The 2,919-nt window shown below is 70.9% G+C and carries 1 protein-coding gene; it reads right to left on the bottom strand.

The genetic code is table 11. The features are described from left to right. Window positions 1–2,919, bottom strand: a 2,919-nt coding sequence (locus CCN51_RS50360; RefSeq protein WP_143676196.1) for a DUF6531 domain-containing protein, incomplete at both ends; no start/stop codon positions are given.

Below are 2,919 nucleotides of genomic sequence, written 5' to 3'. Positions count from 1 at the left end.
GGAGGCCGCTTTCGGGGTCGTGGTATTGGCCGGGGAAGCGCAGCGGGGTGGTGCTCGCGCGGTCTTCTGTCGTGGTGCCCCAGAGGGTGGTTCGGGTGCGCCAGGCGATGTCGCCGTTCTCGTCGACGAGTTCGGTGGGGGTGCCGACGAGGTCGGTGACGATGGCGAAGAAGCGGCGGTCGATTTCGCGCTGGGTGGTGGCGTCGGTGGTGCGTTCGGTCTGGGTCAGGGGGCGGAAGCCGTCGTGTTCCCAGGTCAGTGTCACCGGGTGGGGCAGGCCCGGTGTGGTGGTGGTCTGTTCGACGAGGGTGGGGCCGTCCCAGGTGAAGTCGGTCTGTTCGAGGACGGTTTCGCCGTCGGGGGCGAGGTGTTGTTTGGCGGTGCGGCGGCCGAGGGGGTCGTAGAGGTAGCGCCAGAGGGTGTTGTCGGGGGTGGTGAGGGTGGTCAGGTGGTTCTCCGCGTCCCAGGTGTAGCGCCGGGTGTCGGGCTTGGCGGTCAGGCGGGTTTTCTGGCGGAGGGTGAGGCGGCCTGCGGCGTCGTGTTCGTAGCGGAGGCGGCCGGCGCGGGTGATGCGGGTGCCGGTGTAGGTGCGGGGGCCGGTGGCCTCCGGGGTGGGGTGTTCGTGTGGCCAGGTGGCGTGGGTCTGGTTGCCCGCTTCGTCGTAGGCGTATGTCTCCGTCCAGCCCTGGGCGCGGACGGTGGTGACCCGGCCCGCGTTGTCGAGGTCGAAGGTGCGGGGGCCGTGCAGTTGGTCGTCGATGGCGGTGAGGTGGCCGTCTGGGCGGTAGGTGTACGCGCGGTGCTGGAGGGTTCCGCTCTCCGGGCCGGTGGTCAGGGTCTGCTCGGACAGCCGTCCGGCCGGGTCCCAGATCTGCGCGAGCGCGGCGTTAGGCCCAAGTTGGCGGGTGGTTTCCTGGCCTGCCGCGTCATACGTGAAGTCGAGGGTGTGGCCGCAGGTGGTCAGCGTGGTGCGGCGGCCCGCCGCGTCGTACGCGAAGGTGGACTTGGCGCCGGACGGGGTGGTGCGGCGCACGGTACGGCCCAGGGCGTCGTAGGTGCGCGTGAGGACTTGGCCGTTGACCATCTCGGTCGTCACCCGGCCCATCCGGTCCCGCCCGAACACCGCCGACACCTCGGGGCCGACGGCCTCCGTCAGCCGCCCGGCCAGGTCGTAGGCGAAGGTGGTGACCTGGCCGTCGGCGTCCTTGCGTACGACCCGGCCGCTCGCGTCCCGTTCGAGGGAGACGGTCTGGCCCAGCGGGTTGGTGCGGGAGACCAGCTGGCCCGCCGGGTCGTAGGCGTAGGTGAGCGTGCGCCCGTCGAAGTCCGTCTCGCTGAGTGTGCGGCCGGTCGGGCCGTACTCGTAGGTCCAGGTCAGTCCCTGGGGATTGGTCACCTCGGTGAGACGCAGCTGAGTGTCGTGCGTGAACTCGTAGCGGGTACCGTCCGGGTCGGTCTGGGCGGCCAGCAGGTCGAAGTGGGTGTACTCGTAACGGGTCAGGCCGCCGCTTGCGTCCCTGTGAGCGGTGAGGTTGCCCTCGCCGTCGTACGTCCAGCGCTGCTCGGCACCGTCCGGGGCGATACGCCGTGACAGCTTGCCCTCCACCGTCCACTCCACGCGGGTGGTGGCGCCGAGCGGGTCGGTGATGGTGGCGGGGCGGCCGAAGGCGTCGCGGTGGTAGGTGGTGGCCGCGCCCAGCGGATCGGTGATCTCGACGGGGAGCCCGGCCGGGTCGCAACGCACGCGCGTGGTGTCGCCGAGCGCGTTGGTGGTCGAGGACAGATGGCCGTGGTCGTCGTAGGCGTAGCGGGCGGTGTTGCCCAACGGGTCGGTGGCGGCGATGCGGTTGCCGCGCTCGTCGTACGCGTAACGCCAGGTGGCGCCGTCCGCGGGGGTGACCTGCACCGGTAGGCCCAGGTCGTTGTAGGAGGCGGTCCGCTGGTGTCCGTCGGGGGTGGTCAGGGAGGTCAGCCGGCCGGCCGCGTCGTAGGTGTAGCCGGTGGTCCGGCCCAGGGCATCGGTGCGGGACAGGGCGCGGCCGTAACGGTCCCGCCGGGTGCGGACCGTGTTGCCGATGGCGTCTGTGACGGTGATGACCTGGCAGCGGTCGTTCACCAGATAGCGGGTGGTGTCGCCCTCGGCCGTGGTGACCGTGGTGACCCGGTGACCGGTCCGCTCGTCGACCGGGCCGTAGTCGATGTGCAGGGATATATGGCCCTCGGTGCCGCCCTCGGCAATGCAGCGGTCCCGGTTGTCGTAGACGTAGTCGTAACGGCGGTCGTTGGTGTCGATCCACGCGATCACCCGGCGCTCCACGTCGTACTCGAACCGCAGCGGCAGCCCCGAGGAGTTGATGACCTCGGTGAGGTTGCCGTCCGTGTAGGCGTAGCGGATGAGCTCCTGGTCGGCGCCGGCCAGGTGGAGGGCGGTGATACGGCCGTCGGCGGTGGTGATTTTGAGGTGGTAGCCGCCGCTGTGGACGATGCCGGTGGGGGCGCCGTGTTGGTCGTATTCGAAGGTCAGGCGGTGGCCGTTACGGTCGCTGATCTCCGCCAGCAGGGCCTCCCCGTCACCCCCGCCCTCCGGACCGTTGAACCACCACGTACGCCCCGTGGCCGGGTCGGTGAGCGTGTAGTCGCCCTCCACCGTGCGCTCCAGCGGCCAGCGCGGGCCCAGCTCGGGCAGTGTCGGCACACCGGGCGCCGGGTGCGGGTACGACAGCAGCAGCCCGTCCTCGGCGACGAACACCACACCCCGCGCGCCGATCTCCAGCCGCTGATCAGCCGTACTCGACCACGACGGCCCGAACCACCGCCCCGCCCGGTATCCCGACTCCGCCCGCCGCGTGAACACCAGCGGCAACGCCCCCGGCAACACCACATCCCGCTGCGGCAGATACATCCGCCCCGACGCCAAGT

The organism is Streptomyces milbemycinicus, from assembly GCF_002154605.1.
GTDB lineage: Bacteria > Actinomycetota > Actinomycetes > Streptomycetales > Streptomycetaceae > Streptomyces > Streptomyces milbemycinicus.
This window is presented reverse-complemented; position numbering and strand designations above follow the sequence as displayed.